Origin of the sequence: Thalassospira sp. MBR-102 (assembly GCF_040549275.1) — a bacterium.
GTDB classification, from domain to species: Bacteria; Pseudomonadota; Alphaproteobacteria; order Rhodospirillales; family Thalassospiraceae; genus Thalassospira; species Thalassospira xiamenensis.
In genome coordinates, this window is the sequence record NZ_JBEPTC010000003.1 from 70,150 (window position 1) to 93,111 (window position 22,962).

Here is a 22,962-nt window from a genome sequence, read left to right on the forward strand (position 1 = left end):
TAAGGCAGCATATGTGCTGTGAAACGCTGTGATATGCCATCAACTTACGACATCACAATCTCTTCGCAACAGTTTGATTTTTATATAATTATTCCAATTTTCAATTACTTTCGGAGTTTTCCGTATCGCGGAACGCATCCCACCATCGATTATATTTCCGATCCCGGCGATCAATGATAGCGTTACAACCAAAATCAAATGCAGCCAATTGTGCTGCCAAAACAACGATACCACTGGGAGGATAGAAAACATGATCACACGACCTTACCCTGTCCGGAATGATCCCCGCGTCACGCAACGGAGTTCGATCATTGGATAGCTTCGATTACATTATCATTGGCGCCGGTTCTGCCGGATGCACATTGGCCAATCGCCTCTCGGAAATGGGCGATGCCAGCATTCTTCTGCTAGAGGCCGGCGGCAAGGATACCAATCCATGGATTCATATTCCCGTGGGTTACCTTTATTGCATTGGCAATCCGAATGTCGACTGGTGCTTCAAAACCGAGGCAGAGAACGGCCTGAATGGCCGATCACTGGGATATCCGCGCGGCAAGGTTCTGGGCGGATGTTCGTCGATCAACGGCATGATCTATATGCGTGGTCAGGCTGCCGATTATGATCACTGGCGGCAATCTGGATGTAACGATTGGGGCTGGGATGATGTCTTGCCGCATTTCATAAAATCCGAAGATTACTATCTCGGCTCAGATGATATGCACGGGTCAGGCGGCGAATGGCGGGTTGAACAGGCGCGCGTACGCTGGGAAATCCTTGATGCGTTTCAGGATGCCGCCGAACAGGCAGGCATCCCGAAGATCGCCGACTTCAACCGCGGCAATAACGAAGGGTCGGGCTATTTCGCCGTCAACCAGAAACGCGGCATTCGCTGGAATACCTCAAAGGCATTTCTGAAACCTGCCCTGTCGCGCAAGAACCTGGAACTGCGCACGCATGCGCAAGTTCGTCGCCTGATCATTGAAAACGGTCGCGTCACGGGCGTTGAATATGACCGCAATGGTCAGGTTGAAACCGTCACGGCACGTCGTGAAATCGTTCTGTCGGCCGGTGCCGTCGGATCGCCACATATTCTGGAATTGTCGGGTATTGGTCGCGGCGATGTTTTGCAAAAACATGGCATCCAGACTATCCATGAAAGCGCACAGGTCGGTGAAAACCTTCAGGACCACCTGCAACTGCGCTGCGCCTTCAAGGTCTATGGCATTCGGACCTTGAACGAACAGGCCAGCAACCTTGTCGGCAAGGCCGGGATCGCGCTGGAATACCTGTTTAATCAATCAGGGCCGATGTCGATGGCCCCAAGCCAGCTTGGCATCTTCACCAAATCCGATGCATCATTCGAAACGGCAAACCTGCAATATCATGTGCAGCCGCTGTCGCTTGAAAAGTTCGGTGATCCTGTCCATCCCTTCCCGGCCTTTACGGCAAGTGTCTGTAACCTGCGGCCACAAAGTCGCGGTAGCATCCATCTGAAATCACCCGATTTCCGCAATCAACCGGCCATCGCCCCCAATTACCTGAGCGCGGATGCCGATAAAAAGGTTGCGGCAGACTCAATCCGGCTGACCCGCAAAATTGCCAATCAGCCCGCACTTGCCCCGTACCGACCCGAAGAATTCAAACCTGGCCCGTCATACGAGACAGAGGATGATCTGGTCAAAGCCGCGGGCAATATCGGCACGACAATTTTCCACCCTGTGGGCACATGTCGCATGGGTGCGGACCCGGCATCGGTGGTTGACCCGCAATTGCGCCTGCGCGGGCTTGACGGGCTTCGGATTGCGGATGCCTCAATCATGCCCACCATTACATCGGGCAACACCAATTCACCGACCATCATGATCGCGGAAAAAGCCGCCGCCATGATCATGGAAAGCGCACGCAACTAGCCTCAAAGACCAAACAAAAAGGGCCGGACAGTCACCCTGTCTGGCCCTTTGCATTTTCAGTCTCCGTGTATCAGGCCCTGATCACCCTTTGGCGCGGGCAACGATCCGTTCGCGGACTGCGGCGGCTGAACCGGTTCTGGCGACCTCGCCATCGCCAATGACTATTGCCTCGCGCAAAAGGGTAGTCGCTTCGTCAAGCTGTACCTGATCACGGACATGAGCGTTACAAAGCGGCGTTTCGGCTGAAACCGCCTGTCCGACCTTGATGAAATCGGTAAAGCCGACAGCAAAGTCGATCTTCTGATCGGCACGCGTCCGGCCACCTTTCAACGCAACCAGCGCAAGCCCCACCTTGCGCGCATCCATTGATACCACCCGCCCGGTCTTTGCGGCACGTACCGGCTTGATCATCGGTGCCATCTCAAGATGGGCCGATGTGTTTTCAACAAAATCGACCGGTCCGCCAAGGGCCGACACCATTTTACCAAACACCTCGGCAGCCTTGCCCGATGTCAGGGCGTCGCTGGCTTTTTGCAGCCCATCGGCAACATCGGTTGCAACACCGGTCAGTGCCAGCATTTCCGCTGCCAACGCCATCGTGACATCATAAACACGCTGTTCCTGATGTTTGCCCGTCAGGAAATCAACCGCTTCGTGCATTTCAAGCGCGTTACCGACCGTATCGCCCAGAACCTGCTCCATATCGGTCAAAAGGGCCGTTGTCGGTACACCATTGCGGGTTGCGACTTCGGTGATGCTTTCGGCCAGTTCGCGCGCACGATCATATTCATTCATGAACGCACCCGATCCGAATTTGACATCCATCACCAGCGCATCCAGACCCGCCGCCAGTTTTTTCGACAGGATCGATGCTGTAATCAACGGAATGCTTTCCACCGTCGCGGTAACATCACGAATGCCATAGAAACGCTTGTCCGCAGGGGCAAGATCCGCGGTCTGCCCGATGATGGCGCAACCGACTTCACGGGTGACCTTGGCAAATTCATCCAGGGTCGGCGCGGTGCGATAGCCGGGAATGGAATCAAATTTGTCCAGCGTCCCGCCCGTATGGCCCAATCCGCGTCCCGAAATCATCGGAACAAATGCACCGCACGCGCCAACAATCGGCCCCAGCATCAAACTGACCTTGTCGCCAACACCACCGGTCGAATGCTTGTCCACAACCGGCCCATCAAGGCCAAGCGCCTTCCAATCAAGAACGGTCCCAGAATCACGCATATTGCGTGTAAGGGCTGCGCGTTCATCCATGGTCATGCCGTTAAAGAATACCGCCATGGCAAGGGCTGCAACCTGCCCCTCGCTTATGCTTTCATCCGCAATGCCTTTGACGAAAAAGGCGATTTCGGCGTCTGTCAGAACTTCGCCTTCACGTTTCCGGCGAATGATTTCCTGCGGCAGCATATGCTGTCTCCTGCGCGCTTATTATTGAATTACGTTTCCAAACCCGATCAAAACATCTTCATGCATCACTTGAAAAATAACGCAGCAGTATTTTGATTAAATTGGCAGATCCTTCTTTTGCCATTTCAAGGGTCTGTTCATGACTAAGGGCGGTCGGGCTCATACCCGCGGCCAGATTGGTGATGTTTGAAACAGCCGCCACCCGGAATCCCAGACGCCGGGCAAGAATGTTTTCCGGCACCGTCGACATGCCCACCGCATCCGCCCCCAGAACCTTAAGCGCGCGAATTTCGGCCGGCGTTTCGAAACTCGGCCCGGTGCACCAGCAATAAGTGCCTTCAAACAGATTAATGCCAAGCTCCGCCGCAGTATTTTTCAAGCCCGATCCGATTTCAGGATCATAAGGCACATCCATTCCGACAAAACGATCATTGCCATGATATCCGATCAACGGATTGGGCCCAAACAGGCTGATATGATCCGTAATCAGCATCAGGTTCCCCGGTGATGCCTCGGGGATAAGCGATCCTGCCGCATTGGTGAGGATAAGCCGCTCTGCCCCCAATTCACGCAATGTTTCAAGCGGCTCGCTCATCAAATCCGAACGGCCATGTTCATAATAATGCGCCCGACCCTGCATGACGGCAACGGAAACGCCCGCGATACGGCCCAGAACCAGTTGCCCGCCGTGGCCCACTACCGTCGGCTTGGGAAATCCCGGCAGGTCGGTATAGGAAATTTTGATTGCATCACTGACGGCGTCAACAACGCCCCCCAGCCCACTGCCAAGAACAAGTGCGACCTCGGCCTTAAAGCCCGGTGCCTTGGCGGCAATGATGTCCAATGCGGTTTTGACGTTGCTCATTTCAAATTCTCCGGCCCGAAGGAATGGGGAATAAGTTCTTCACGCGTCAGGGTCAGAAGCGTTTTGCCAGCATCATTGATGATATAAATCGTTGCATCCGATCCGGTGAATTCTCGGATTTTCTGACGACACCCGCCACATGGCGTACAGGCAACATCCCCCAGCCCCACAACGACGATTTCGTCAAACTTGGTTTCACCCGACAGAACCATCGCCGAAATTGCCCCAGCCTCGGCACAAACACCTTCGGGATAGGCCGCGTTTTCAACATTGCATCCGGCAATGATCTGCCCGCGCTCCGTCCGAAGGGCTGCGCCGACGTGGAATTTCGAATATGGCGCATATGCCTTGTCGCGCGCGGCAAGTGCCGCGTCAATCAAATCGCGCGGGGCGTCGGCTACAGTTTGCAATGTCATATGTCTTATCCTGTTTTTCCTGCCGCTTATCGCGGGCAGGTTCCATTCTGCATATAGTCGTGAATCGTAATCCTGCCGTTGATGATGTCGTTGCGCGCCGCATCTGCCGCATCCTTCATCGCAGGCGTGATCAGGTCCCTGTTAAAATCGTCTAACGTCCAGTCAACCCTTTCTTCGGCAAGGCCAAGACTGAGAATACCCGGTTTCCAGTCCCCATCTAGTGCCGCCGCTAATGCCTCGAAAACGGCGCCCTCGACATGCTTGACCATCGATGTCAGAACCGATTCCGAATGCAGTCCGTTCTGGTTTGCATCCGATACAATCCCAAGCTTTCCGGCATCCGCTGTTACCTGCAAAATGCCAATTCCCGTGCCACCGACCAGCTGCAAAACAAAATCCGCACCAAGACCGATCTGTGTGGTTGCCAGTTCGGCGCCACGGGTCGTGGTCGTTCCTCGCTGCACTGGTCGAATAAACAACTGTCGGCGTAATTTCGGCGGCCTGCACGGCACAAACCTTGGCAGGCAGCGAAACAGCTAGAAAGGCAATGATGAAAAAGACCTGTTTGCAATTCATCACAGCCTCGTTTGCCAGATATGCCAAACCAGAAAGCTGATCGCAGCGCGATCAGCGTTCCTTCACATACGGACGACCAAGCGATTTTGGCGGCGTGGCGCGGCCAATAAAGCCCGCCAGCAGGATCACCGTCAGAACATAGGGCAATGCCTGCACCAATTGCACCGGCACCTCGCCGATTCCCGGCAGGATAACACCCTGCATGCGGGTTGCTGCGGCATCAAGGAAACCAAACAGCAGGCACGCAAACAGTGCCGGGAAAGGCCGCCATTTACCAAATACCATCGCGGCCAATGCAATATAGCCCTTGCCCGCCGTCATATCCTGCAGGAAGGATGCACCTTGCGCGGTTGAAAGATACGCCCCCGACATGCCGACAAGAACGCCACTGCAGATCACCGCGCGATAACGCATGCCAACCACGCCGATACCGGCGGTATCAACGGCCCCCGGGTTTTCACCAACCGCGCGCAGACGCAAACCGAAACGGGTGCGATACATCACCCACCACGCGGCTGGTACTGCCAGAAACGCGACATAAACAAGAATGTTATGACCGCTCAGCAATTCCGAATATATGGATCCCAGAACCGGGACATCGGCAACGGTATCCGCGCCAGGCAAGGTAATCGGCTGGAACCGGGAAGCATGATCAAGCGACGGCGTCTTGCCGCCTTGCGCAAACAGCGCAATCCCGACAAGTGCCGTCAGGCCCGACATCAGGATATTGATCGCCATGCCCGAAACGACCTGATTGCCCTTATGCGTGATGCAGGCAAAACCATGCAGAAGCGAAAGGCAGATCGTCGTTGCGATTGCCGCCAGCAACCCGGCCCAGGGATTTCCGACATAATAAGCCACGGCAGCAGCCGAAAACGCCCCGCCCAGCATCATGCCTTCAAGTGCCAGGTTGATCGTACCCGACCGTTCCGAAAACATCCCGGCCAGTGCGGCAAGAATAAGCGGGGTCGATGTCCGAAGTGTCGCATCCAGAAGCAGGATAACCAGTTCAAAATTATCCATTATGCGGCCTCCTGCGCACGGCGGCGCAAATGCCACGCTGTATAAATCCGGGTCACGCGCGGACGGAACATATGTTCCATCGCACCGGTAAACAGGATCACAAGCCCCTGAATAACCACGACCATATCGTTCGAAATCGTCGGGATTTCAAAGCTGAGCTCCGCCCCGCCCTGATACAGCATCCCAAACAGCAACGCCGCCAGGAAAATACCAAACGGATGATTGCGCCCCATCAGGGCAACCGCAATCCCGACAAAGCCGTAACCGGCCGTAAAATCGATCAGTAACCGGTGCTGAACACCCATTACTTCGTTAAGCGCCATGAAGGCCGAAAGCGCACCTGAAATCATCATCGCCATGATGATATATCGCCCCGGCTCGATCCCGGCATAGGTCGCGGCCACCGCATTGGCCCCCACAGTGCGGATCGCATAACCCCATCTTGTATGCCAGATGAACAGCCAGACCAAAATACTGCAGACAAGCGCATAAACAAACGACAGGTTCAGCGGGCTGCTTGCCATCTCCAGACCAAGGCCCGCGGCGATGTCATGAATGAACGGTAAACGCAGATGTTCAGCGATCTGTTCGCTTTCCGGGGTCATGGACCCTTGCGGGCGCAGAACATTGACCAGAAGATAAACCATCAGCGACGACGCAATGAAATTGAACATGATCGTGGTAATCACGACATGCGACCCGCGACGTGCCTGCAAATAAGCAGGTATATAGGACCACGCCGCACCGAAAACTGCCGCGGCCAGAACTGCAACGATCAGCATGATCGGGAATGGCAGGAAATCAAGGTAAAGGGTCGCCAGAATAACACCAAGCCCCCCGACATATGCCTGGCCTTCGGCACCGATATTGAACAGACCGCAATGGAATGCCACCGCAAAAGCCAGACCGGTAAAAATGAAGTTGGTGGTGTAATAAAGCGTATAACCCCACGCCTCTTCATAGCCGAACGCACCATAAAGCAGGATTTCAACGACTTTCGTCGGACTTTCACCAATCGCCAGAACAACAAGCCCCGAAACAACGAGTGCCAGCAAAAGATTAAGCAGCGGCAACGCGCCGACATCAATCCAGCGCGGCAGTTGAACACTGTCACTCATGCCTGCCCCTCCGCAGCTTTGGCTTCATGGGGATCAACCCCGGCCATCATCAGGCCAAGCACCCGTTCATTGGCATCAGCAGCACAAACTTCGCCGATGATGGCTCCATCACACATCACCAGTATGCGGTCGGCAAGAGACATGATTTCGTCCAGTTCGACGGATACCAGCAAAACGGCCTTGCCAGCGTCACGCATCGCAACAATACGTTTGTGAATGAATTCGATGGCACCGATATCGACACCGCGCGTCGGCTGTCCGACCAGAAGAAGCTCTGGATCGCGCATAATTTCACGCGCCAGAACCAGCTTCTGCTGGTTGCCGCCGGAAAAATTGGCTGCTTTCAGATCGGGATCATTCGGTCGCACATCGAATTCTGACATCAGATGCTTCGTCGCATCGGAAATCGCATGCCAGTTCAGGAAAAGCCCCTTCTGATAGGCAGCGTCATCCTCATACCCCAGAATGGCGGCTTCCTTGGCCGAAAATGACGTCACCATTGCCATACGATGGCGGTCTTCCGGCACATGGGCCACACCGCGTTTACGCAGCTCGGCAGCATCAACACCACGCCCCGGTGTCACATCCTGCCCGTTCAACAGGACCTGTCCCTCGGTTACGGCACGGATCCCGCCAAGCGCTTCAAGAAGTTCGCTTTGCCCGTTGCCGGAAACCCCGGCAATACCGACGATTTCGCCGGCGCGCACCTTAAAGCTGGCATTCTTGACCTTGCGCACACCCTGCGATGTTTCAAGACACAGATTATCAACCTCAAGAACAGTTTCCGCCGGTGCGGCTTCACCCTTTTCAAGGCGCAAAAGCACCTTGCGGCCGACCATCAGTTCGGAAAGTTCTTCGGGGCTGGTTTCGGCCGTTTTGCGATGGGCCACCATTTCACCCTGGCGCATCACGGAAACATTGTCCGTTGCCGCCATGATTTCGCGCAGTTTATGCGTGATCAGAACAACCGTTTTACCCTGCTGTTTCAGGGTTTCAAGAATGCGGAACAGATGATCGGCTTCCTGCGGGGTCAGAACCCCGGTCGGCTCGTCCAAAATTAGAATTTCGGCCCCCCGATAAAGGGCTTTCAGAATTTCAACGCGCTGCTGCAAGCCAACAGACAGATCACCCACAATCGCATCGGGATTAACGTCGAGCGCATATTCACGCTCCAGACGTTTAAGCTCCCCGCGGGCTTTATCAACGCCCTCGCGCAGGATCGCCCCACCCTCGACACCCAGAATAACGTTTTCAAGAACCGTAAAGGGCTCAACCAGCATGAAGTGCTGATGAACCATGCCGATCCCGACCGCAATGGCGTCTTCGGATCCCTTTATATCGCAAAGCCTGCCATCGACATGGATGGTGCCCGCATCAGCCTGATAAAAACCGTACAGAATACTCATCAAGGTCGATTTCCCTGCACCGTTTTCCCCGACGATGCCGTGAATCGTACCCTTTTCGACTTTCAGATCGATTGATTTATTCGCGTGTACCGCACCGAACCGCTTGTCTATACCGCGCAGTTCAATAGCGGGTTGCACGGCACCGGTCTCCCCGGCGCCGTGCATTTGATGCATCGTATCCGACACTACAAATCCCCGGTTTGTTCGTCCTGCCTTACATCGGGCAGGCGCTGTCGCTCATGTAATCGTGGACTTCAAGGTTGCCGGAAATGATTTCTTCCTTGGCTTTGGCCACAGCCGCTTTCATGTCGTCGGTGATAAGCTTTTCGTTGTTCTCGTCAAGAGCCCAGTCAACGCCGCCTTCTGCAAGACCAAGAACGGTGACGCCCGGCTTCCATGTATCGTTGGCTGCCGCGTCGAACGCTTCGTAAACAGCAACGTCAACACGTTTGAGCATTGAGGTCAGAACCGAACCCGGATGCAGGGCATTCTGGTTGGAGTCAACACCAATGCCAAGTTTGCCGGCATCCGCTGCAGCCTGCAGAACACCGACACCGGTGCCGCCTGCTGCGTGATAGACAACGTCAGCCCCCCGGTCGAACTGCGATTTCGCAAGCTCACCACCTTTAACCGGGTCATTCCAAGCCGCACCGGTGGTGCCGGTCATGTTCTGGAAAACTTCGGCATCGCCATTGGCGTGTTTAACGCCCTGTGCATAACCGCAGGCAAATTTGCGGATCAGCGGAATGTCCATGCCACCGATGAAGCCGACCTTGCCGGTTTCCGATGCCATGGCTGCCAGAACACCAACCAGGAACGAACCTTCATGTTCCTTGAAAACCACCGACTGAACGTTCGGCAGGTCAACAACCATATCAACGATCGTGAACTTGGTGTCGGGAAATTCGGTTGCAACTTTCTCAAGGGCGGACGCCTGCGAGAAGCCGATTGCAACAATCGGGTTCATGCCACGGCGTGCAAAGTTGCGCATTGCCTGTTCGCGCTGCGAATCGTTCTGGATCTCGAAATCGCGATACTCGACGCCTTTGTCGGCCTTGTATTTTTCGGCACCGTTATATGCGCCCTGGTTAAACGAACGGTCAAAACGGCCACCCATGTCGTAAACGACTGCCGGTTTGATTTCTGCTGCGCTCGCTACACCTGCATAGCATGCAACAGCCGCGACCATGGAGGTCAGAAGCTTTTTCATTCCGATGCCCTTCTATTGCTTGATTCTCTTTTATATCCCGCCAGCGCCCTTAACCGGCAGGACTCCCTCATCGAAAAAGTGTTTCATGCAGCAGCACCGCTTTTTTTTGCCCCGGATACCGGTGCCTCTTGTGCGTATCTGCTACAGAACGCCTATGGTAACTACAAAATACGGTACTCTGTAAATAGCAGAGCACGGACCATTGACACAAAACCTGTCCATTCGGTCAGAATTCATTCTACCCCAGCTTGTCATTTTGGCGTCTATCTGCGGGGTTTCCCTTAGTTTTTACCGCATTAGCAAACGCTGACATTTTAGCCGCTGCCGATACTATTTCTTAAAGAATTTCATAATTGCACCGCGCGCCATTTCTACAATTCGGCCTACTGCCCCGAAAACGGCGCCGTCCGATTCTGCATTGAAATGAAAATACAACGCCCCGCCCAGACAAATTCAGATCGACAATTTAACCGTCACGTCATCAACCGGGCGTACCCCCGCCGGAATTTTAATGCTAGGATCGCGTGCGTTCAGGGATTTGACTTTTCATGCCACACCGGGTCGAGGGATGCCGGTGCAACGGCTTGTTCGGAGATAAAAAATGAAACGGAAAATTGCCGGGCTTCTTTCGGCCTGCACGATGCTGACTTTTGGTGCCGGTTCGGCACTTGCGGATTATGATCTTCGTATCCTGCATACCAACGACGTTCATGATCGCGTTGAATCAGTTACCAAATACAACAACAGCTGCAGCGCAGAAGACGAAACCGAAGGTAAATGCTTTGGCGGTTACGCGCGCCTTGCAACCGCCATTCGCGACAATCGCGCCATGGGCGGCAATGTCCTTGTTCTGGACGGCGGTGATCAGTTCCAGGGGTCGCTTTATTATTCGACCTACAAGGGCAAACTGACCGCCGAACTGATGGCAATGGCGGGTTATGATGCCATGACGATTGGCAACCACGAATTCGACGATGGTCCCGATGTTCTTGCCGCCTTCATCAAAGCCAGCAAAATTCCGGTTCTGTCGGCCAACGTCAAGCCGCTTGGCGGTTCCGGCCTTGAAGGCTTCATCAAGCCCGACACCATCGTCGAAGTCGGGGGCGAGAAAATCGGCCTGATCGGTATCACGACCGAAGAAACCCCGGATATTTCAAGCCCGGGTGATCATGTCAGCATCACCGATTCCGAAATGGCGTTGCGCTATTCCGTTGCCCGCCTGCGCCTGAAGGGCATCAACAAAATTATCGTTATGAGCCATTCCGGGTCCTACAAGGATTTTGAACTGGCAAAAACCGTCAGCGGCATCGATGTCATCGTTGGCGGACATGACAACCAGCTCTTCTCGAACACCAATGAAAAGGCCGACTATCCCTACCCGGTCGTTGAAACCGCACCGGATGGCAAACCAGTTCTGGTCGTTCAGGCCTACGCCTATAGCCGCTATCTCGGCGCGCTTGAGGTCACCTTTGACGATGACGGCGTTGCAAAGGCATGGTCGGGCGAACCGATCACCCTTGATGCCAGTATCAAACCGGCCGAAGACGTTCTGGCGAAAATAGCCGAAGTCAGCGGTGCGGTCGATGCCATTCGCACGGTTGAGGTCGGAAGCTTCACCACGGCCGCCGATGGATCGCGTGAAAGCTGCCGCGCGATGGAATGCGCCATGGGTTCCCTGATTGCCGATGCCATGCTGTGGAAAGCTGGCGAAGGGTATCAGATCGCCATCCAGAATGGTGGCGGTATCCGTGCCAGCATTGACGAAGGTACCGTGACAATGGGCGAAGTCCTGACGGTTCTGCCGTTCCAGAATGCTCTGGCAACCTTCAAACTGACCGGTGCCGATGTCGTGGCGTCCCTTGAACATGGCGTATCAATGGTGTCCGAGGGCAAAGGCCAGTTCCCGCAGGTTTCCGGTCTGAAATTCGATCTGGACCTTAACGCACCGGTCGGATCGCGCATATCCAACGTTATGGTCGATGAAGGCGGTACTTTCGTTCCGATTGATCCGGCCAAAACGTATGGCGTTGTTTCGAACGACTTCATGCGCAATGGCGGGGATGGTTATGCCCTGTTCCGCGATAACGCAACCGATGTCTATGATTTCGGTCCGAACCTTGAACAGGCAGTGGCGGAATATATCGGCATGAATTCGCCGATGATCCCGGCAACCCATGATCGTATCATGATGAAATAAACCCGAACTAACCAGGTTAGCCAAAGGGCGGCGCACGATGATCCCGTACGCCGCCCTTCTTGTTTTGCTTGCGTTGAATTGACCCCGCAGCTTATGACTTTGCGCCAGCCATCAAAGACCGTTTAACAATAAACAGAGCATCATCTTGATCAACCCTGCCAGCAACATCCTTTGCCTTGGCGCAGCCCATTTTGACCGAACCCTGCAATGCACGGAAACATTCGTGCCTGCGGCGTCAAACCCTGTCCGGACCCTGCACCGAAAACCCGGTGGCGTCAGTCGCAATATCGCGGTTCACCTGCGGTTGCTGGGATGTAATGTCGGTATGCTGGGTGCGGTCGGCGACGATGGCGACGGCGATCAGATCATCCGCTCCTTATCGGAAATCGGTATCGATACCCGGCAAATCCGCAAAATCCCCGGCGGCCATACCGCGGGTTACACCGCCATCCTTGACGAAACCGGCGAACTGGCCCTCGGCCTGATGGATGCCGAAATCTATGACCGCCTGACATACGATCTTCTGGCTGATCAACTGGCAAATATTCAAAACTGGCCCTGGTGGATGGTCGATGCCAATCTGCCGACCGAAACGCTGATCTGGCTAGCCGACCAGAAAGGCACATCACGCTTTTGTGCCGCGACCGTATCCCCGTCAAAATCGGCACGCTTCAAGCCACTTCTGGACAAACTTGATGTCCTGATCGCCAACCGGGCCGAAGCAAAAGTTTTATCCGGTATTGAAATCAACGACATTGATGATGCCAAAAACGCAATCACGGTTCTACGCGATCATGGCATTCCCCATATTGTCATAACGCTGGGTGCCAAGGGTGTCGTATCTGCCGATGGCCGTGAAACTGCCTTCTGGCGTCCTTTGCCCACCAAGGTCGTTGACGTCAATGGAGCCGGGGATGCGTTTTATTCGGGCTTCCTGTCGGCGTTCAGCAAACTGGAAACCGGCTTTGACGCCGCGATTGGTACCGGCCTTGCCATGGCAAGTCTGACGGCGGAAACCCACGGCACAACTGTCTGGAACCTTGATAGCAAAACGGTTCAGGAACGTGCGTTAAACGCCTACAAAGAAACGATCTAACTGCGAATTTTACCGACTGAATACTTCAACCAGTTGCCAAGTTCCAGCAATCTGCGTTCATAGCGCAGCGCATCATTATCAATCCCGTATTGCCACGCAAGATCGCGCCGATCCGGGTCCTGATGCAGCGTCATCCAGTTGGTCGCCATGGTTTCAAGCGCCCCCTGATCGGCGAACAATCCGGCATCAATCAGGCGCTGCCCGTACCGCCGGAAAATGGCGGCAAGTTCCGCCAGCGTATATTCGGGATGATATTGCACGCCCCAGAATTTCAGGCCGTCATTTTCCATCACAAACGCCTGAATATGGCTGTGTTCGTTCCCGGCAAGGATCACCGCCCCCTTGGGCGGAACCGATACTTCGTCCATATGCACGGTCAGTGCAGAAAAACAGACCGATTTCCCGCGATACATCGGATGCGCAACCCCTGCCCGGTTCAGGCGGATCATGCGGCCCACGCCGATCTCGCGCCCATTGGGCGATGCGCGCACTTCACCGCCAAACGCACGGGCAACAATCTGCATGCCCCAGCAACTGCCAAATACCGGCACACCGGATTCAACCGTTGCCCTTGCCAATGGCAACTGGTTTAAAACCGCGTCTTCATCGATATAGGCATTCAGCGCCGAACCGGTCCACGCAATGCCGTCAAAATCGGTAAGCTTCACACCGTCGGGAAGACAGTCCGGCCCATCATCCGCAGGCCGGACAATCGTAACATCAAGTTCAGGATCAAGGCGTCTCAGGGCCGCTTCATATCCCTCGCCCGATGGCGATCCCCCCAGTGAACGGTTCAATTCATTCACTTCGTGGCGATTGCCATCGACAATCAGGATTTTTCTGACGTTTTCCATGATAACACCCTGATCCTGTGATTGTTCTGGTTATCGTTTCTTGAACTTAGCCAAGCTCGCCGACACAGGCCCGACGGAAGATTTCGGCATAATCAGCCACCGAAAGTTCAATCGGGTTGCCTCCATCGGACGGATCACCCTTGGCTTTGGTCGCGACTTCGTCGGCTCGGTTTACGTCGACACCGATTTCCGCCAGCGTATTGACGATGCCAAGACGGGTACGGAACGCCAGAACCCATTCAAACAGGGTGTCAAAGCCCGGTGCGGCAAGGCCCAGCAAACGGCAAATCGTTTCACAATTGCCTTCAATCGCACGGCGGTTGGCCCGCATGACATACGGCAAAAGGATGGCATTGGTCAGGCCGTGGTGGGTATCGAAAATCGCCCCGATCGGATGGGCCAGTGCGTGAACACCGCCAAGCCCCTTCTGGAAGGCTGTTGCCCCCATCGACGCTGCCGAAAGCATATCGGCACGTGCCTCGATATCCTTGCCATTGTCATAGGCACGCGGCAGCGCGTCGGCAATCAAACGCATACCTTCAAGGGCAACACCATCCGCCATCGGATGATAACCCGGCGCACAATGGGCTTCGAAACAATGAACAAACGCATCAACACCGGTGGCTGCCGTCACATGCGGCGGCAGGCCAATGGTCAGTTCCGGATCGGAAATCACGATTGCTGGCAACATCTTCGGATGGAAGATGATTTTCTTTTCATGCGTGTCTTCTTTGGTAATCACGCTGGCACGGCCCACTTCGGAACCGGTCCCTGATGTGGTCGGAACCGCAACAATCGGGGCGATACCAGCCGGATCGGCGCGGGTCCACCAATCACCGACATCCTCGAAATCCCACATCGGGCGGGTCTGCCCGGCCATTAGGGCAACGGCCTTGGCCGCGTCAAGGCCCGAACCGCCACCAAAGGCAATCACACCGTCATGACCGCCGGCACGATAGACCGCCAGACCGTCTTCAACGTTTTTGCCCGTCGGGTTGCCTTTGACTCCGGCAAACAGCCCGGTCGGAAGCCATGCAGCTTCGTTTGCTGCAATTGCGTCACGCACCATCGGCAGGTCCTTAAGACCCTCGTCGGTGATCAGCAACGGCTTTTTCATGCCGGTTGCCTTGCAGGCATCTGCCAGTTCTGAAATACGGCCCGGACCAAAACGCACGGAGGTCGGGAAGTTCCAGTTTCCAACAATCTTCTTGGTCATTTCTGTATCCTTTGCGCGCAAACGCGTCGTTAAATCTTGGTCCGCAGGTGGAAGCTTTTCGGCCGGGTCAGGGATTCGTAACCCAGTTTCGAAAGCGTGCATCCACGTCCCGAATTTTTCACACCCGTCCAGGCCAGTGCCGGATCAAGGTAATCTGCACGGTTCATGAAAACCGTTCCGGTCTGAAGCCGGTCCCCAATCGAAAGGGCGGCATCCTCATCCGCTGTCCAGATCGATGCCGTCAGCCCGAATTCACTGTCATTCATCAGGGCAATGGCTTCCTCGTCGGATGTCACCTTCATGATGCCGACAACCGGGCCAAAGCTTTCCTCGCTCATGACGCGCATCGAATGATCGACATTGATCAAGACCTGCGGCGCAAGATACGGGGTGCCTTCCTTGTTGGCGGCAAATTTCGACGGATCAATCAATGCCTTGGCGCCGTCGCGGATGGCATCGGCAATCTGGCCACGCACAAAGGCCGCCGATGACGCCCGCACCATAGGGCCAAGGTTGGTTTCCGTATCAATCGGGCTGCCAAGGCGGTATTGCGATACAAGATCGGCAGCCTTCTCTACAAAGGCATCAAAAACGCTTTCATGGGCGTAAATCCGTTCAATCCCGCAGCAGGACTGTCCGCTGTTAAAGAACGCGCCATCAATGACGTTTTCCACCGCATGATCGATATTGACGTCCGAACGCAGATAAGCCGGGTCCTTGCCGCCAAGCTCCATACCGGTCGCGATGAACTTGCCACCAACCGCTTTCTGAACCGCATGGCCGCCCGGCACCGAGCCGGTGAAATTGACGAAATCAACACGGATGTCGCCCATCAGTTTTTCCGCATCCGCATGGCTCAGATGCAGATACTGGAACAATCCCTTGGGTAGACCGGCGGCTTCGAACGCCTCGGCAAAGCGTTCGGCACAAAGCGGGGTCTGGTGCGAATGTTTCAACACCACCGCATTCCCCGCCATAAGGGCAGGAACAACACCGTTCACCGCCGTCAGATACGGGAAGTTCCACGGTGCGATGATCGCAACGACGCCCAGCGGTTCGCGACGGATGAAACGGTTAAAACCGGTCTTCTCGCCCGGATTGTAATCGCCAAGCGCCTCAGGTGCGATGTCGATCATATAATCGGCGCGTTCCTTGAAACCGTTAACCTCGCCACCGGCTTGCGAAATCGGACGGCCCATCTGCCAGCTGATCTCAGCGGCAATTTCATCCTTTTTCGCAACAAAGGCGGCAACCGCCTTGCGCAGGATTTCCTGACGTGTCGCGACCGGCACATTGCGCCATTCGGCCTGTGCGGCACGGGCAACATCAAGTACCTTGTTGATCTCGGCGGCACCGGCAAGCGGACGCTCGACATAAACGGATCCATCAACGGGCGAGATGGTGCGTAAACTCTCAGACATGATGCCTCACAATTGGAGAATGAGTTAGGGCGCGAAGATATGTGACCAGGCGCGAAGCGACGATTCGTCGCCGCGTGCAACAGATCAAATGATTTCGAAGTAACGCTGCATTTCCCAGTCGGTAATCGCCTTGCGGAACTCGCGTTCTTCCCATTCGCGCGACTGGGCGTAATGGGTCACGAATTCTTCACCAAACAGCGATTTTGCCGCCTCGGATTTGCGTAAACGTCCGGCTGCCTCGTAAAGCGTTGCAGGTAAGCTCGTATCTTCGGGGAATTCCTGCGCATAGGCGTTGCCGACGACCATTTCGCCCGGCTCCACCTTGTTTTCAATGCCCCAAAGCCCCGAGCCGATTGCAGCCGAAAGCGCGATATAGGGGTTAATATCCGCCGCCGCAATGCGATATTCAATACGCTGCGATTTGGCACTACCCGGAATGACACGAAGAGCCGTGGTACGGTTTTCAACACCCCACGTTGCCGTCGTCGGTGCCCAGAAACCCGGGATCAGTCGCGAATAACTGTTTACCGTGCAGGCCACCATCGACAGCAGTTCCGGCATCAATTTCTGCTGACCGCCAAGGAACCAGCGCATTTCATCGGACATATTGTGCGGCTTGTTGGCGTCATAAAATGCCGCCCGGCCATCCTTGCCCTTGATCGAAACATGCATATGCCCCGACTGCCCCGGCCAATCAGGTGACCATTTCGCCATAAAGGTCGCCATCCATCCGGCACGCTGGGCCAGAACCTTGGTAAAAGTTTTGAACAATGCGGCTTTATCGGCGGCTCTTAATGCTTCGTCATGACCGATGGCGGCTTCCAGCACACCCGGACCGGTTTCGGTATGAAGTCCCTCAATCGGGAAATCCATGCTTTCACCCAGTTCAAGCAGGTCATGATAGAATTCCGAATGCACGGAATTGCGCAGCATTGAATAACCGTAAAAGCCCGGTGTGATGTTCTTCAGATTGCGATAGTTTTTCTCGCGCACGGAATGCGGGTCTTCCTCGAAAAGGAAAAACTCGAACTCGCAGGCGGCCGAAACGTCATATCCCATCTTATCGGCTTTATCGAGGACACGGCGCAATGTGCCACGCGGGCACACGGTTTCCGCCCGTCCCTCGAACTCGCCAAGGAACAGAACGGTATCGTCTTCCATCGGCAATTCGCGGCAGCTTTCGGGGATCACGCGCACCGGTGCATCCGGATATGCCGTGTGCCATCCTGTAAACTCGGATTTGTCATAGAGCTGGTCATTTGAATCCCAACCCAGAACCACATCACAAAAGGCAAAACCGGAATCGAGTGCCGACAGGAATTTTTCGCGATGCATGTATTTGCCGCGCATGATTCCGTCGACGTCGAAAATACCGATTTTGACGAATTTGATGTCTCGTTCCTTAATCAGTTTTCGTGCGTCATCGGCGGTTTTGACATCCTTCGCCTGCATCGGCGGCCTCCTGTGATTTGGGCTTTGTTTTTGTATCGGACTGACCGGTTCCTGCCCGTTTTTGGTCATCGCGTCTTGTGACGTCTTGTTGCGTAATATAAATTACACTATACAACAAATAAACATAAATTTTGCTTATTTGTATTATTTGTTACAAATTGGAACATCAACTAAACCCTAGGGAATGCAAGGAACACAGACACAAATGATGCGCCTGCGCCCCCTGCCCGGTCAAATGTGACCATTCCCGAGTGGCTTAGCTGTAACGATACGGCTTGCCCGCTTTTTCCATCACGGCAGCATACTGTTTGAAGATGTCCACAACTCTGGCGCAACGCGGGCTGGTCTGTGCAATCTCGTCCCAGAATTTATGTGCTTCGGCTTCAACCGTCGCCCATTCCGCATCGGGGATCGAAGTCAGCTTCAGCTTCGTACCCTGGGTCCGAAGCTTGGCTTCACCACCCCAGTACCAATGCTGGCGATAATAGTGCGAACTATCCATGCACAGCTTGAACAGAACTTTCAGATGTTCCGGAAGTTCGTTCCAACGTTCTTCGTTGGCAAAGAAAGAACCACACCATGCACCGGAAATGTTGTTGGTCAGGAAGTAGTTGGTCACATCGGCCCAACCGACCGTGTAATCCTCGGTGATGCCCGACCATGCAATCCCGTCAAGCTCGCCGGTCTGAACGGCAACCTCGATATCTTCCCACGGCAGGGTGACCGGTACAACGCCAAAGCGCGACAGGAATTTACCCGCCGTCGGGAAGGTAAAGACGCGTTTGCCTTTAAGGTCTTCCAGACTGTTGATCGGATCAACGGTTGCAAAATGGCACGGGTCCCATGAACCGGCCGAAAGCCATTTGACACCTTCAACTTCGCCATATGCCTCGTCCCAGATTTCATTCAGGCCGTATTCTTCAAACAAGACCGGAACGTCAAGGCTGTAACGGGTCGCAAACGGGAAATAGCCGCCAAAGACCGAAATATCGACCGGGGCCGCAATCGAGTCATCATCGGACTGAACCGCATCAATGGTACCGCGCTGCATGGCACGGAACAGCTCGCCGGTCGGAACCAGCTGATCGGCGTAATAAAGTTCGATTTCCATTTCACCGTTGGCGACCTTGTTAAAGGCATCAATCGCTGGCTTGATAACATGCTCGCCCAGTGCCGGACCGGCATAGGTCTGCAAACGCCAGGTGATCTTGGCATTCTGCGCCTTGACATAAGGTGCGGCAAAGGCGGTCGTACCCGCTGCTGCGGTTGCAACACCGGCTTTTTTCATAAAGTCGCGTCTCGTCGTCATTGTATCATCTCCCTGATCGATGAAGTTCGTTAACGCATTCATTAACTGCCCTGCCCGCCTAACGGGTCTGGCAGCGCCTCCTGTTGTTGGAAATTCAAACCTCCCCTGAATTGATTTTGTTTTGAACGGCGGGGCCTTCTGCGACCCCGCCGGTATCGGATTCGTATTGTTACCGGGCGTAATGCCATTCCGGCAGCCACAGCGCGATCTGCGGGAACACCATCACAATGCCAAGCGCCATCGCCATGATGATCACAAACGGTGTGATGGATTTATAGATGTCCTTTAACGTCACCTCTGGCGGTGCCATGGCACGCATCAGGAACAGGTTGTAGCCGAACGGCGGCGTCATATAGGCGATCTGGCAGGTGATGGTATAAAGCACGCCATACCAGACCAGATCGAAACCAAGTGCGCCGACCAGCGGCACATAAAGCGGCGCCACGATCACCAGCATCGCCGTGTCATCAAGGAACATGCCCATCAGGATGAAGGAAATCTGCATCATGATCAGGATCTGCCACGGGCCAAGTCCAAGCTGATCGACAAAGAAACTTTCAATCGCCTTGACCGCACCCAGCCCGTCAAACACCGCACCAAATGCCAGTGCTGCCAGAATAATCCACATGAACATGCAGCTGATCGAAAGCGTCTTGCGAAGGGTTTCTTCCATGACCCCACGGGTCAGGCGACGCTTGGCAAAGGCGGCAATGGTCGCGGCAAGTGCCCCCACCGCCGAACTTTCCACAAGCGACGTAATCCCTATCAGGAACAGACCAGTCATCGAGAAAAAGATGAACAGCGGAACAATCCCCGCCTTCAGCAATCCGATCTTGTCACCCCAGGTGATTTCCGCGCGTTCTTCCTTGCTCAGCGCCGGGCCCATATCGGGCTGCAGCCAGCAGCGAATGGCGATATAAACGATGAACATCCCGGCCATCAGCAGCCCGGGGAACACCCCCGCCAGCCAAAGCTGTCCGACAGGCTGACGCGCAATCATGCCATACAGCACCAGAACCACACTTGGCGGCACAAGAATGCCAAGCGAACTGCCCGCCTGAATAACCCCGGTCACCATGATCTTGTCATAGCCGCGTCGCAAAAGTTCCGGCAGCGCGATACTCGCCCCGATCGCCATGCCCGCAACGCTCAGCCCGTTCATGGCCGAGACCGCCACCATCAAAACAATCGTCCCGATGGCAAGGCCACCGCGGACCGGCCCCATCCAAACATGGAACATCCGGTAAAGATCGTCTGCCAGACCGGATTCGGAAAGCATGTAACCCATATAGACAAACAGCGGCAGTGTGAGAAGCGGATACCACTTCATCAGCTTCATCGCTGCACTGAACGCCATTTCAGAACCGCCATCCCCCCACATGCCAAGCGCGAAGACAACGGCAACAAAACCAATGGCACCAAAAACCCGTTTCCCAGTCAGAAGCATCAGCATCATCGTGGAAAACATCAGAAGAGCGATCATCTCATAACTCATGAAAGGCTCTCCCCGCGGGCGGCTGCCACATCTTTGAAGAAGGTTGCAATCGCCTGCAGCAACATCATGAACACGCCAAAGGTCATAATCGCCTTGATCGGCGACATCGGCGGCGACCAAGCTGAATAACTGGTTTCACCATACTCGAACGCATAGGCGGTCGATGAAACGCCGCCATACAGCAGAAACGCCAGATAGAAGATCAGAAACAGGATTGTGATTGCATCAAGCCCGGCCTGTTTGCGCGGCGACAAGGCGCCATACAGCAAATCCATCCGAACGTGCGAGTCCAGCTGCATGGAATATCCCCCACCCAGTAGGAAATACGACACCATCAGGAACTGCGCGGTTTCCAGCGTCCAAAGGGCCGGAAATTCCATAAGCTTGGTGGCCGCGGAATATAAAAGCACCGCAAGCATCGCAAAGATCAGATACATCGCAAACCGGCCGATGATCCGGTTCACGCAATCGACCCATCTGACGTAGGTCTTGATAAATTCAGGCATCTAACGCCACCCCAACATCTCCCTGTTCTATCGGTCGCAACAGCGGCTGGCCTGTCATCTGCAAATACGATCCCCTCCGTTCGCATCCGGTGGACACGAACGGTGATCCGAAATGCCTTACCGCCCGGAAAAACCCGACAGGTCGAACATCGACACCAAATCTGGATGGAAGTATCCGCAGCCCTGACAACCCATATTGCATCCCCTTGTCTGCACTACCTTTTGCAAGGCCGTACCGTGTGATGAACCGCCTCCCGGGCGACCGACTTTTGCCAAGCCGTTGAATTGTTGCACCGCTTTTTGCGGCACGGGTTTTATCCCTTCTGTAACGAACGTTACATGATTTCAATTTTGATGACAAGAATATCAAATATTGTAAAATTCATTACAATCATTGTATTTGTATGTCAGACAAGGTAAACCGCGCCCGAACAATGCATAAGCGCACTTTGCGGGTGTTTGGCCATTTCATGCGGATGGCATAACCGGGGAAATCTCGCCTTTGAATGTGAAGCAGCAGGCTACAAAGCCAACGGTCGCCGAACAGATCACGCAAAAAGCCGATACACTGACCGCATCGGAACGCAAGCTCGCTCAGGCTCTGCTTGGCAACTATCCGATGGCCGGCCTTGAAACGGTGGCGACCTTCGCCGAACGGTGTGGTGTTTCTGCCCCAACGGTGCTGCGTTTTGCCAGCAAGATCGGCTTTGACAGCTATCCCGACATGCAGGCGCGTCTGCGCGGCGAACTCGAAGCCCGCCTGCAATCGCCTTTAACGCGAAGCAGCCTGCCCCGCTCGCGCAATCATTCCGGTCATCCGATGGGGGAATTGCTTCATGAAATGACTGAGGCCACCATCAGCAACATCCGCACAAGCCTTGCCAATATCAATCCGGCCGAACTGCAAAGTGCCATCGAACTGATCGGCGACTGCAAGGGATCGGTCTATATCCTTGGCGGGCGGTTCACCTCCGCCCTTGCGGTCTATGCCTATGAACATCTGCGCACCATGCGAAGCCACGTTAGGCGCGTTTCGGGGCAAAGTGCCAAATGGGCCGAAGACCTTCTGGATATCGGCAAGCGCGATGTTTTACTGGTCTTTGACGTCCGGCGTTATCAGGCCGATGTCATCGCCTTTTCCGAAGCCGCCGCCAAACAGGACGCCAAAATCATCCTGTTTACCGATCAGTGGCTCAGTCCGATTGCGCAATTCGCCCGGCATGTCTTTCCGGTGCGCATCGAAACCGGCACGACATGGGATAGCTCGGCGGCCAGCATGGTGATGCTTGAAACCCTGCTTGAAGGGGTCGGGCAGCATAACCCGGAACAGGTGCGTGCGCGCATCAAACATCTTGAAATGCTGCGCCGCCCGCCGCAATCGTAATACGCAGCGTATATTCGCCGCAGTAATGATTGAAACCACCGCCGCACCGCGATAGCTTGGGGCATAATTTTTATCCCCAAATACCG

At 54.8% G+C, this 22,962-nt stretch carries 19 protein-coding genes; 4 read left to right on the plus strand and 15 right to left on the minus strand.

The genetic code is table 11. The features are described 5' to 3' along the window. Positions 1-278 precede the first annotated feature (278 nt). Positions 279-1,910: a GMC family oxidoreductase gene (locus tag ABIE64_RS06900; RefSeq protein ID WP_354376961.1), complete on the plus strand. Its 1,632-nt coding sequence runs from the start codon at positions 279-281 to the stop codon at positions 1,908-1,910. Between the two features lie 81 nt (positions 1,911-1,991). On the opposite strand, the gene deoA is transcribed toward ABIE64_RS06900, so the two are convergent. The 8 genes from deoA to ABIE64_RS06940 all read right to left on the minus strand — a co-directional run bounded on the left by deoA (position 1,992) and on the right by ABIE64_RS06940 (position 9,946). Continuing rightward, positions 1,992-3,332, minus strand: coding sequence for a thymidine phosphorylase (gene deoA / locus ABIE64_RS06905; RefSeq protein ID WP_354376962.1), 1,341 nt, complete (start codon positions 3,330-3,332; stop codon positions 1,992-1,994). A 58-nt stretch (positions 3,333-3,390) separates the two neighbouring features. Next, positions 3,391-4,197, minus strand: a complete 807-nt coding sequence (locus ABIE64_RS06910) for a purine-nucleoside phosphorylase (RefSeq protein ID WP_037987533.1) — start codon at positions 4,195-4,197, stop codon at positions 3,391-3,393. Next, on the minus strand, positions 4,194-4,613 hold the full coding sequence (gene cdd, locus ABIE64_RS06915; RefSeq protein WP_037987534.1) for a cytidine deaminase: 420 nt from the start codon (positions 4,611-4,613) through the stop codon (positions 4,194-4,196). The genes ABIE64_RS06910 and cdd overlap by 4 nt, the downstream gene beginning before the upstream one ends. Before the next feature lie 26 nt (positions 4,614-4,639). Continuing rightward, on the minus strand, positions 4,640-5,077 hold the full coding sequence (locus tag ABIE64_RS06920; RefSeq protein WP_354376963.1) for a BMP family lipoprotein: 438 nt from the start codon (positions 5,075-5,077) through the stop codon (positions 4,640-4,642). A 163-nt stretch (positions 5,078-5,240) separates the two neighbouring features. Further along, complete coding sequence (locus ABIE64_RS06925) at positions 5,241-6,212, minus strand: ABC transporter permease (protein WP_354376964.1); 972 nt, start codon at positions 6,210-6,212, stop codon at positions 5,241-5,243. Next, positions 6,212-7,330 (minus strand): ABC transporter permease, encoded by a 1,119-nt coding sequence (locus ABIE64_RS06930; RefSeq protein ID WP_354376965.1) that lies wholly within the window; start codon positions 7,328-7,330, stop codon positions 6,212-6,214. Before ABIE64_RS06930 ends, ABIE64_RS06925 begins: the two co-directional genes overlap by 1 nt. Further along, positions 7,327-8,901, minus strand: coding sequence for an ABC transporter ATP-binding protein (locus ABIE64_RS06935; protein WP_354377172.1), 1,575 nt, complete (start codon positions 8,899-8,901; stop codon positions 7,327-7,329). The genes ABIE64_RS06930 and ABIE64_RS06935 overlap by 4 nt, the downstream gene beginning before the upstream one ends. Before the next feature lie 49 nt (positions 8,902-8,950). After that, the gene (locus tag ABIE64_RS06940; protein WP_037987537.1) at positions 8,951-9,946 is read right to left on the minus strand and encodes a BMP family lipoprotein; all 996 of its coding nucleotides are present in this window, start codon (positions 9,944-9,946) and stop codon (positions 8,951-8,953) included. Between the two features lie 601 nt (positions 9,947-10,547). Between ABIE64_RS06940 and ABIE64_RS06945 the strand changes: the two genes are divergently transcribed. Further along, on the plus strand, positions 10,548-12,143 hold the full coding sequence (locus ABIE64_RS06945) for a bifunctional metallophosphatase/5'-nucleotidase (protein WP_354376966.1): 1,596 nt from the start codon (positions 10,548-10,550) through the stop codon (positions 12,141-12,143). A 145-nt stretch (positions 12,144-12,288) separates the two neighbouring features. Then, on the plus strand, positions 12,289-13,239 hold the full coding sequence (locus ABIE64_RS06950) for a carbohydrate kinase family protein (RefSeq protein ID WP_341363978.1): 951 nt from the start codon (positions 12,289-12,291) through the stop codon (positions 13,237-13,239). Here ABIE64_RS06950 and ABIE64_RS06955 read toward each other — a convergent pair. The 7 genes from ABIE64_RS06955 to ABIE64_RS06985 all read right to left on the minus strand — a co-directional run bounded on the left by ABIE64_RS06955 (position 13,236) and on the right by ABIE64_RS06985 (position 21,492). Then, entirely contained in the window at positions 13,236-14,093 is an 858-nt protein-coding gene (locus ABIE64_RS06955; protein WP_354376967.1) for a type 1 glutamine amidotransferase, read from the minus strand. The genes ABIE64_RS06950 and ABIE64_RS06955 overlap by 4 nt on opposite strands. A gap of 46 nt (positions 14,094-14,139) precedes the next feature. Continuing rightward, the gene (locus ABIE64_RS06960) at positions 14,140-15,309 is read right to left on the minus strand and encodes an iron-containing alcohol dehydrogenase (RefSeq protein WP_354376968.1); all 1,170 of its coding nucleotides are present in this window, start codon (positions 15,307-15,309) and stop codon (positions 14,140-14,142) included. A gap of 29 nt (positions 15,310-15,338) precedes the next feature. After that, positions 15,339-16,730: an aldehyde dehydrogenase family protein gene (locus ABIE64_RS06965; protein ID WP_354376969.1), complete on the minus strand. Its 1,392-nt coding sequence runs from the start codon at positions 16,728-16,730 to the stop codon at positions 15,339-15,341. A gap of 84 nt (positions 16,731-16,814) precedes the next feature. Next, entirely contained in the window at positions 16,815-18,182 is a 1,368-nt protein-coding gene (locus ABIE64_RS06970) for a glutamine synthetase family protein (RefSeq protein WP_354376970.1), read from the minus strand. A 256-nt stretch (positions 18,183-18,438) separates the two neighbouring features. Then, the gene (locus ABIE64_RS06975; RefSeq protein ID WP_007089880.1) at positions 18,439-19,491 is read right to left on the minus strand and encodes a TRAP transporter substrate-binding protein; all 1,053 of its coding nucleotides are present in this window, start codon (positions 19,489-19,491) and stop codon (positions 18,439-18,441) included. Positions 19,492-19,660: 169 nt separating this feature from the next. Next, positions 19,661-20,986 (minus strand): TRAP transporter large permease, encoded by a 1,326-nt coding sequence (locus tag ABIE64_RS06980; protein WP_354376971.1) that lies wholly within the window; start codon positions 20,984-20,986, stop codon positions 19,661-19,663. Next, a complete protein-coding gene (locus tag ABIE64_RS06985) occupies positions 20,983-21,492 on the minus strand; it encodes a TRAP transporter small permease subunit (RefSeq protein WP_037987544.1) in 510 nt (169 codons plus the stop codon). The genes ABIE64_RS06980 and ABIE64_RS06985 overlap by 4 nt, the downstream gene beginning before the upstream one ends. Before the next feature lie 508 nt (positions 21,493-22,000). Here ABIE64_RS06985 and ABIE64_RS06990 point away from each other — a divergent pair. Continuing rightward, positions 22,001-22,876, plus strand: a complete 876-nt coding sequence (locus tag ABIE64_RS06990) for a MurR/RpiR family transcriptional regulator (protein ID WP_071240222.1) — start codon at positions 22,001-22,003, stop codon at positions 22,874-22,876. The last annotated feature ends 86 nt before the right edge of the window (positions 22,877-22,962 follow it).

Coding starts and splice junctions, on each gene's coding strand:
- ABIE64_RS06900 (WP_354376961.1), top strand. CDS start 279: ATGATCCCCGCGTCACGCAACGGAGTTCGATCATTGGATAGCTTCGAT.
- deoA (WP_354376962.1), bottom strand. CDS start 3,332: ATGCTGCCGCAGGAAATCATTCGCCGGAAACGTGAAGGCGAAGTTCTG.
- ABIE64_RS06910 (WP_037987533.1), bottom strand. CDS start 4,197: ATGAGCAACGTCAAAACCGCATTGGACATCATTGCCGCCAAGGCACCG.
- cdd (WP_037987534.1), bottom strand. CDS start 4,613: ATGACATTGCAAACTGTAGCCGACGCCCCGCGCGATTTGATTGACGCG.
- ABIE64_RS06925 (WP_354376964.1), bottom strand. CDS start 6,212: ATGGATAATTTTGAACTGGTTATCCTGCTTCTGGATGCGACACTTCGG.
- ABIE64_RS06930 (WP_354376965.1), bottom strand. CDS start 7,330: ATGAGTGACAGTGTTCAACTGCCGCGCTGGATTGATGTCGGCGCGTTG.
- ABIE64_RS06935 (WP_354377172.1), bottom strand. CDS start 8,901: ATGCACGGCGCCGGGGAGACCGGTGCCGTGCAACCCGCTATTGAACTG.
- ABIE64_RS06940 (WP_037987537.1), bottom strand. CDS start 9,946: ATGAAAAAGCTTCTGACCTCCATGGTCGCGGCTGTTGCATGCTATGCA.
- ABIE64_RS06945 (WP_354376966.1), top strand. CDS start 10,548: ATGAAACGGAAAATTGCCGGGCTTCTTTCGGCCTGCACGATGCTGACT.
- ABIE64_RS06955 (WP_354376967.1), bottom strand. CDS start 14,093: ATGGAAAACGTCAGAAAAATCCTGATTGTCGATGGCAATCGCCACGAA.
- ABIE64_RS06960 (WP_354376968.1), bottom strand. CDS start 15,309: ATGACCAAGAAGATTGTTGGAAACTGGAACTTCCCGACCTCCGTGCGT.
- ABIE64_RS06965 (WP_354376969.1), bottom strand. CDS start 16,730: ATGTCTGAGAGTTTACGCACCATCTCGCCCGTTGATGGATCCGTTTAT.
- ABIE64_RS06970 (WP_354376970.1), bottom strand. CDS start 18,182: ATGCAGGCGAAGGATGTCAAAACCGCCGATGACGCACGAAAACTGATT.
- ABIE64_RS06975 (WP_007089880.1), bottom strand. CDS start 19,491: ATGACGACGAGACGCGACTTTATGAAAAAAGCCGGTGTTGCAACCGCA.
- ABIE64_RS06980 (WP_354376971.1), bottom strand. CDS start 20,986: ATGAGTTATGAGATGATCGCTCTTCTGATGTTTTCCACGATGATGCTG.
- ABIE64_RS06985 (WP_037987544.1), bottom strand. CDS start 21,492: ATGCCTGAATTTATCAAGACCTACGTCAGATGGGTCGATTGCGTGAAC.